The organism is Caballeronia sp. BR00000012568055 (genome assembly GCF_029439455.1).
In the GTDB taxonomy this organism is placed as follows: domain Bacteria; phylum Pseudomonadota; class Gammaproteobacteria; order Burkholderiales; family Burkholderiaceae; genus Caballeronia.
The window spans coordinates 21,798-29,499 of sequence record NZ_JAQFVG010000136.1 but is presented as its reverse complement, the minus strand read 5'-3'; the positions used below and the strand labels follow the sequence as shown (position 1 = coordinate 29,499).

Annotated in this window: 6 protein-coding genes; 1 reads left to right on the top strand and 5 read right to left on the bottom strand. The window is 61.3% G+C overall.

Annotated features, from left to right (window positions below; translation table 11 throughout):
• The 5 genes from oxc to P7F28_RS07890 form a co-directional block, all read right to left on the bottom strand.
• Positions 1-1,148: oxalyl-CoA decarboxylase (gene oxc / locus P7F28_RS07910; protein WP_277183966.1), on the bottom strand; the 1,148-nt coding region annotated here is incomplete at its 3' end.
• A gap of 92 nt (positions 1,149-1,240) precedes the next feature.
• Positions 1,241-2,578 (bottom strand): oxalate/formate MFS antiporter, encoded by a 1,338-nt coding sequence (gene oxlT / locus P7F28_RS07905; RefSeq protein ID WP_277183965.1) that lies wholly within the window; start codon positions 2,576-2,578, stop codon positions 1,241-1,243.
• Between the two features lie 202 nt (positions 2,579-2,780).
• Positions 2,781-4,127, bottom strand: a complete 1,347-nt coding sequence (locus P7F28_RS07900; protein WP_277183964.1) for a DUF3100 domain-containing protein — start codon at positions 4,125-4,127, stop codon at positions 2,781-2,783.
• A gap of 86 nt (positions 4,128-4,213) precedes the next feature.
• A complete protein-coding gene (locus P7F28_RS07895; protein WP_277183963.1) occupies positions 4,214-5,725 on the bottom strand; it encodes an aldehyde dehydrogenase family protein in 1,512 nt (503 codons plus the stop codon).
• Positions 5,726-5,755: 30 nt separating this feature from the next.
• Positions 5,756-6,625: an NAD(P)-dependent oxidoreductase gene (locus tag P7F28_RS07890; RefSeq protein WP_277183962.1), complete on the bottom strand. Its 870-nt coding sequence runs from the start codon at positions 6,623-6,625 to the stop codon at positions 5,756-5,758.
• A gap of 162 nt (positions 6,626-6,787) precedes the next feature.
• Between P7F28_RS07890 and P7F28_RS07885 the strand changes: the two genes are divergently transcribed.
• Entirely contained in the window at positions 6,788-7,699 is a 912-nt protein-coding gene (locus P7F28_RS07885; protein ID WP_277183961.1) for a LysR family transcriptional regulator, read from the top strand.
• Positions 7,700-7,702: the final 3 nt, after the last annotated feature.

Genomic DNA, 7,702 nt, shown 5'->3' with positions numbered 1-7,702 from the left:
GACGGGTTCTTCGCGAGCGTCGCGGCCATCTTGTCGAGGTTTTTGGTCTTGCGCTCGTTGATCGCGCCGGTCCATTCGCTCGACGGCTTCGGAAAGCCCGCATCCATGCCCGACACCAGCGCCGACACGCACGAACCGATATCGCCGATCACCGGTGCGGCAATCGCCACGTTGCTGTCGATCTCGGTCGGCGAGATATCGATCTGCACGAATTGCTTGGGCGCTGCGCCCCAGGTCTTGCCCTTGCCGTGCGCCAACAGCCAGTTCAGCCGCGCGCCGATCAGCACCACGCAATCCGCTTCCTGCAACACGAACGAGCGCGCGGCGGAAGCCGACTGTGCGTGCGTGTCGGGCAACAGGCCCTTGGCCATCGACATCGGCAGATAAGGAATGCCGCTCTTTTCCACCAGCTCGCGGATTTGCGCGTCGGCTTGCGCGTAGGCCGCGCCCTTGCCGAGCAGAATCAGCGGACGCTTAGCATGCCTGATGACATCGAGTGCGCGTTTGACCGAGTCCGGCGCGGGCAACTGACGCGGCGCGGCATCGATCACCTTGATCAGCGATTGCTGGCCCTTGAGCGCGTCCATCGTCTGAGCAAGCAGCTTGGCGGGCAAATCCAGATACACGCCGCCCGGACGGCCCGACACGGCCGCGCGAATCGCCCGCGCAATGCCGATGCCGATGTCCTCCGCATGCAGCACGCGATACGCGGCCTTCGCATACGGCTTCGCGGCGTTCAACTGGTCCATCTCTTCGTAATCGCCCTGCTGCAAATCGACGATCTCGCGCTCGCTCGATCCGCTGATAAGGATCATCGGGAAACAGTTGGTGGTGGCATTGGCGAGTGCCGTGAGGCCGTTCAGAAAGCCCGGCGCCGACACCGTCAGGCAGATGCCCGGCTTCTGCGTCATATAACCGGCGATCGCGGCGGCGTTGCCCGCATGCTGTTCGTGGCGAAAGCCGATGAAGCGCATCCCTTCCGCCTGCGCGAGCCGCGCCAGGTCCGTGATGGGAATGCCGACGAGGCCGAAGATCGTATCGATGTCGTTGAGCTTGAGTGCATCGATAACGAGATGGAAGCCGTCTGTGGTTGCGGGCGCTTGCGCTTCGGCGGTTTCCGGGGTGATTGCCTCGAGTACGTCTGCCATTTGTCTCCCCCTGAGGGCTGGTTATGTTGGTGATATACTAGATATCACATACGGTATTTGTCAAAGCTAATTTGCTTGGAGCGCGAAGGTTTTTATCGTGTGGATGATTTGCTCGGCGCTTCGGTCCATTCGGCGGGGAACGACATGCCGTAGGAAGCCGTCGTCGATGTCTCCGCAATGGTGTTATCGATCCATTTGCGGCGCATGGGCGCGAGGACGAACTTGGCGCACACGCCCGCCGCAATCGACGTAATCGCGGTGACGATAAACACGCTGTTCCATGACGCGAAGGTGGCGAGTACGGACGCTATCGGCACCAGCATCGACGCTGTGCCTTTGGCCGTGTAGAGCGTGCCCGCGTTGGCGGCGGCGTATTTGCTGCCGAAGGTATCGGCACAGGTGGCGGGGAAAATCGAAAAGATTTCGCCCCAACAGAGGAAGGTCAGCGCGGCGAAGACCATGAACATGTACGGGTTCTGACCGAACTGCATCAGCCCGAGCAGCGCCACGCCCTCGCCCAGAAAGATGATGAACATGGTGTTCTCGCGGCCGATCTTGTCGGAGATAAAGCCGCATAGCGGACGCGTAAAGCCGTTGCACAGATTGTCGATGGACAAGGTCATGGCAAGCAGCGGCAAGGTCGCGCCGAACAGACTCACCGGCATGCTGGCGAAACCGTACTCCTTGGCGATCGGTCCGACCTGCGCGGTCGCGATCACGCCGCCTGCCGCGACGCAGACGAACATCGCGTAGAGCACCCAGAAGATCGGCGCGCGGACCATTTGCGCGGTCGTATAGTCGATCTTGGTCGCGACCACGCGTTTGGCCGGAACGATGTTCGCGGGCGGCTTCGGTCGCACCAGAAGCAACGCAAGCAGAAAGATCACCACGCCCTGCAAGATGCCGAAGAACATGAACGCGTGCTCGTAGCCCGAGCTCTGGATCATGTTGGAGATGGGAATCACGGTCACGGCCGCACCCGCGCCGAAGCCTGCCGCCGTCAGACCGGCTGCGAGACCGCGCTTGTCGGGGAACCACTTGAGCGCCGTACCGACGCACGTGCCATAAACACACCCCGCGCCGATACCCGCGACCACGGCGGCGATATACAGATGCGTAAGCGACGTGGCGTGGGCATCGATCACCCAGCCCAGACCCGCGAAAATCGCGCCGCCCATCACGACGGGACGTGGCCCGAACTTATCGACCAGCCATCCTTCCACTGGCACGAGCCACGTTTCCGTGACGATAAAGATGGTGAACGCCGTCTGAATCGCCGCTTGTCCCCAGTGATGCTTCGCGTCCATCGGCATCACGAACAAGGTCCACGCGTACTGGAAATTCGCCACCAGCCCCATGCAGACAATGCCGATCACCAACTGCATCCACCGATTCTGACGACGGCCCGAAGCCGTTTCTGCGCTTCCCATATCTGTCTCCGCTATCTGTCGAGGCGCTCGAACGGCGCTTAGTTGCTGCAGATCGTGCTGGAGAACGACGATATGGAAAAGTTAGAAAAAATATGGGTATCGATTCAGGATCGTGAATGCGTGGGTATACGTGTAGGGGTTTTGGTGAGAAAGAATGACAAGCAGCCGGCATTGCACCGGCTGCGCAAAACAAAACGCACACTCAGATATGGAAAATCTGCGCCACCAACGCCGCGCCGAGGAACGTCCCCGCATTCGCCACAAACGACACCAGCACGATCCGCCAACCCAGCCGGCGGAACGCCGGAATATCCTTCGCGATCGACAAACCGGCAAACGTCAGCATCGGCGTAACGACACCGAGGAAGTCGTTCTTTGCGCTCATCGTCGCAATCTGCGTGGCCCACGGGCACAGCGGCGAAGTCATGAACATGGCGACCAGCGAGACCCAGCACACGGCCGGAATCTTGCGCCGCGTGACGGTCGATAAAGCGTCGCCAATCACGGTGGCGAGCACCATGAAGCACATGCCCGGCAGACCCAGCAGCGGCGTCGTGCCGTGCGTAATCCAGTCGCAGACGAGCGAGAAAATGGCCGTCAGCACCCACGCCGCGACCTTGCCCGAATAGCTCAGCGTGGGCGCTTCGGTCTGGACATCGCCGAGTTTGGGACGCGCTTCGTCCAGTGCTTCCGATGCGCTCGACGCCTTCGTCGTACGCCCGATGATCGGCTCCATCACGCGATAACCGAACACCGCAAGCGGCAAGGAAATAAACAGCGTGAAATACGTGCCGATGGTTGTCGTAATCAGATTGCTCGCCGCAGCAAATGTCAGCACGTCCTTCGCGACTTCCGGCGACTGCTGGGCCGCCGCGATTGCACCGGATGCCGCCGCCATCATGCTGCCCGAACCGACGCCCGCGCCCATCGCCAATGCCAGCGGATGAAAGATGTTCAGACTCGCCACAAAGCCCGCAAAAATAGCGATAAACACCGCCCCGAACACCGTGCCCGTCAGATATTCGGCCAGCACGCCGCGCCCTTCCGCCGAGTTCATCCCGTACTTTTCGCCGATGATCGCAAGACTCGGTTCACGCCCCACGGAGAACGTCACGCCGATCGCCTCACGCTTGATCCCGAGCAGCAGCGCAAGCGGCAAGCCCAGCAAAATCGTGCCGACGAAGTGGCCGAGTTCCTGAAACGCGAGCGCCCAGCCCGCCGCGGCGAGCTTCGGCAACGCGCTGCCGACCATCAGGCCGAGCTTGGATACGAACAGCAGCAAGGCCGGTTGCAGCACGGCGGCGGCGAGGAACTGCGTTTTCACATCGAGCCGCATGGGACTGCGCCAGCGCTCCGACAACAGCCCGAGCGCGCCGCCCATCAGCAAGGCCCAGATCATCGGCAACAGCACTACTTTGCCCGGTCCCACGCTGAACGAGAATGCGCCGATGAACTGCGCGATCAGCAGAATCGCCGCCGCGTAGATCAGCAGCTTCGCGCCCCGGAAACCATCGCTTCCCGCGTCTTCGGTCGTTATCGTATGTTCCATGCTGCGCTCCGCCCCATCGAGGTTATCAACGTTGTTGTATCAGCCGATGCGATGCGAGCGCACCGGCCTCGGAACCACCCTGCAATTTACAGATAACCAAATGCCGTCGATGGCGCTTTCGCCGTTTCGACCCACACGCTCTTGGTCTGCGTGTACTCGTACAACGCTTCGACGCCGCTGGATCGGCCGTAACCGCTCATGCCGTATCCACCGAACGGCGATGCCACGTTGATGGTCTTGTAGCCGTTGACCCAGAACGTGCCCGCATCGATCTGCGCCGCCACGCGATGCGCCCGTGCCACATCATTCGTCCACACCGCGCCGGCCAGACCGAAGTCCGTATCGTTGGCAATGGCGATGGCTTCCTCTTCCGTATCGAACGGAATCGCGACGACGACCGGTCCGAAGATTTCGGTGCGCGCCACGTCCATTTGATTATTCACGTTCGCCAGGACTGTCGGCGCGACGAAATAACCGCCATCCGATTTCTCCGCCGTGCCCGCCGTGAGCGTCGCGCCCGCTTCCACGCCGCTCGCGATCATCTTCATCACATGCTCGTATTGCGTGCGATTGCAGATCGGGCCGACTTCGGTGGCGTCGTCGGTCGGTGCGCCGACCTTGATCTTTTTCGCGCCGGTCGAGACCATCGCGACGAACTGATCGTAGATCGAACGTTGTACCAGAAGACGCGATCCCGCCACGCAGCTTTGTCCCGCGCCCGCAAAAATCGCGGCTTGCGCGGTGAGCGCGGCGCGCTTCAGATCGGCGTCTTCGAAGATGATATTGGCCGACTTGCCGCCCAGTTCCAGCACGCACGGCAGCACGCGCTTCGCCGCCGCTTCCGCGATCCGCGCGCCGGTCGCCGGCGAGCCGACGAACACGACCTTCTTGATGACCTTGTGCGCAATCGCCGCCTGCGCGACGGTGTGGCCGTAGCCTGCCAGCACGTTGATCAAGCCTTTGGGCACGCCGGCTTTTTCCGCGAGCATGCCGACCACGAGCGAGCTGAACGGCGTGAGTTCCGACGGCTTGAGCAAAACGGCGTTGCCCATCGAAATAGCGGGCGCAAGTTGCCAGCCGCACGTGAAGACCGGCGCGTTCCACGGCGTGATCTGCAAGACGGTGCCAGCCGGTTCGCGGCGCGTGTAGTTCAGGTGCGAGGTCGGCACGGGAATGACATCGCCGTAGAACTTGTCGGCCCAGCCGCCGTAGTACTCGAACATTTCCGCGACCTTGGCGACTTCGCCGCGGCAATCGCGGATCGGCTTGCCGGAACCGAGCGATTCGAGACGCGCCAGCGGTTCGGCGTGCTGACGCACTTCACGCGCGACATCGAACATGATGCGACCGCGTGCGGCGTGCGCCACCGCCCACCATTGCTTCTGCGCTTGCTGTGCCGCCGATGCCGCCAGCGCCACGATTTCCGCGCCGCCATCCTTATAAGCGATGCTCTTCTCACCGGTGGCCGCGTCATACAGTTGAATGGTGTCGCCCTGACCTTCGACCAGTTCGCCGTTCACGTACGAACCAACCGTCTGCGCGCCCGGAAAGAAGTGCTGAAAGGCTTTAAGCAAGTTATCTGCGATGCTGTGTTCCATGACGTTTTCCTTGTGATGTTCCGTGAGCGCTCACTGCTTGTCGATGAACTGAACGATGCGGTTGAAATCCTCGGCATCGCCGATGGTCTCTTCGCTTTTCGCCCACAGACGCCCCGCTTCCTTCGCGACCGGCGCGCTGACGTTCTGGCTTTGCAGCAATTCGAGCGCGAGGCGCATGTCCTTGCGCATCAGCTTCATGGTGAAGCCGGAATCGAATTTATCGTTGAGAATCCAGGTCGGGTAATTGGTCAGCGTCGCGCTGTTCTTGCCCGAGCCGCCGCTGAGCGCTTCGATCAGGCGGTTTTTATCGACGCCGACCGCTTCGGCGGCTCTGACCGCTTCGCTTGTCACGAGCAAATGCACACCCGTCAGCAGATTGTTGATGAGCTTGGTCACGTGCCCCGCGCCCGCCGGGCCGACGTGAACCTGCTTGGCGCTGATGGCGGAGAGAATCGGCTGCACGGCGGCGATGTCTTCGTCCGCGCCGCCCAGCACCATCGTCATGGTGGCGGTGGCCGCGCCTTTCGGACCGCCGCTCACGGGACCATCGATAAAGCCGACGCCGCATTCCTTCAGCGCGGCGGCCACTTTGCGCGTGCTGTTGGGATCGGCGGTGGTGGTATCGATCAGAATCAGGCCGGACTTCGCGCTCGACGCCACGCCGCCGTCACCGAATACCACTTGTTCGACGATAGCCGAGGTCGGCAGCGAGAGAATCAGCACATCGACCGAACCCGCGATCTCGGCCACCGATGCGCACGGCCGCACGCCTTCTTCGCCCAGCTTTTGCGTGGCGTCCTGACTGGCATCGAACCCTGACACATCGAAACCTGCGCGCTTGAGAGACAGGGCCATGCCGCGCCCCATGTTGCCGAGTCCGATGACGCCTACCGTTTTCATTGCTGCGCTCCTGATTTAGTGCATTGAGATATCCGGGCGGATTCACGGTCCTTTCCGGCTGATATCGATATTCGGCGCATTGACCATTTCAACCAATAAGTGCCAATATTGGAAGTGTTCTAAAAATTCGAACACTCGACGTGGCATAAACGTGGCAAACACATGGCAAACGATCTGACCGAAAGCCGGATTGCATACTTTTTCGAGGCGGTGCGCTGCGGCACGATCCGCGCCGCCGCCGATTGGCTCGACGTCGCGCCGTCCGCGGTGAGCCGCCAGATCACCTTGCTGGAAGAAGAACTCGATGCCCCGCTGATCGAACGCCACGCGCGCGGCGTCACGCCGACCGAAGCCGGGCAATTCGTGATTCAGTACTTTCGGGAACAGCGCGCGCATCGCGATGACTTGCTGTCGCGTTTGCAGGATTTGCGTGGGCTGCGCACCGGTCATGTGAATGTGGTGCTGGGCGAAGGATTCGTATCGGACCTGCTATCGGGACCGATGCAGCATTTCTGCAAGCAATATCCGAAGATCAAGGTCAACCTCGATCTGGGCGGCACGAACGATGTGGTTACGCGCATCGCTGAAGACGATGGCGATATCGGCCTCGTCTACAACCCGCCGCGCGAGCCGCGCCTCGTATCACGCGCCGCCCACAAGCAACCGATGATGGCGATCGTCGGCGTCAGGCTCGCGCGTACGATCAAGCGCAAGAGTCTGACCGTGCAGGAACTGGCGACGTATCCGCTCGCCGCGACGCATCCCACGTACGGAACGCGGCAGATGTTGCAGGCCGTGGAGTATGCGGAGAAGATCAGTCTGGAGCCTTCGGTCACGACCAATTCCATCAATATCATGAAGCAGTTTGCGCGCTCGGAACTGGGGATTGTGGTGCTGCCCGCGTTCGCGGTGGCGAGTGAGCTCAAGGCGGGAGAATTGAAGGCCATTCCGATCGAGCATCCGATTCTTCAGAACGCCGAAGCACATTTGGTGACGCGTGTCGGGCGGAAGTTGTCGGTGGCATCGAATAAGATGCTGCAGATGATGTCGGTGCAGATGAGTGCGTTTCGTTGAATC

Coding starts and splice junctions, on each gene's coding strand:
- oxlT (WP_277183965.1), bottom strand. CDS start 2,578: ATGGGAAGCGCAGAAACGGCTTCGGGCCGTCGTCAGAATCGGTGGATG.
- P7F28_RS07900 (WP_277183964.1), bottom strand. CDS start 4,127: ATGGAACATACGATAACGACCGAAGACGCGGGAAGCGATGGTTTCCGG.
- P7F28_RS07895 (WP_277183963.1), bottom strand. CDS start 5,725: ATGGAACACAGCATCGCAGATAACTTGCTTAAAGCCTTTCAGCACTTC.
- P7F28_RS07890 (WP_277183962.1), bottom strand. CDS start 6,625: ATGAAAACGGTAGGCGTCATCGGACTCGGCAACATGGGGCGCGGCATG.
- P7F28_RS07885 (WP_277183961.1), top strand. CDS start 6,788: ATGGCAAACGATCTGACCGAAAGCCGGATTGCATACTTTTTCGAGGCG.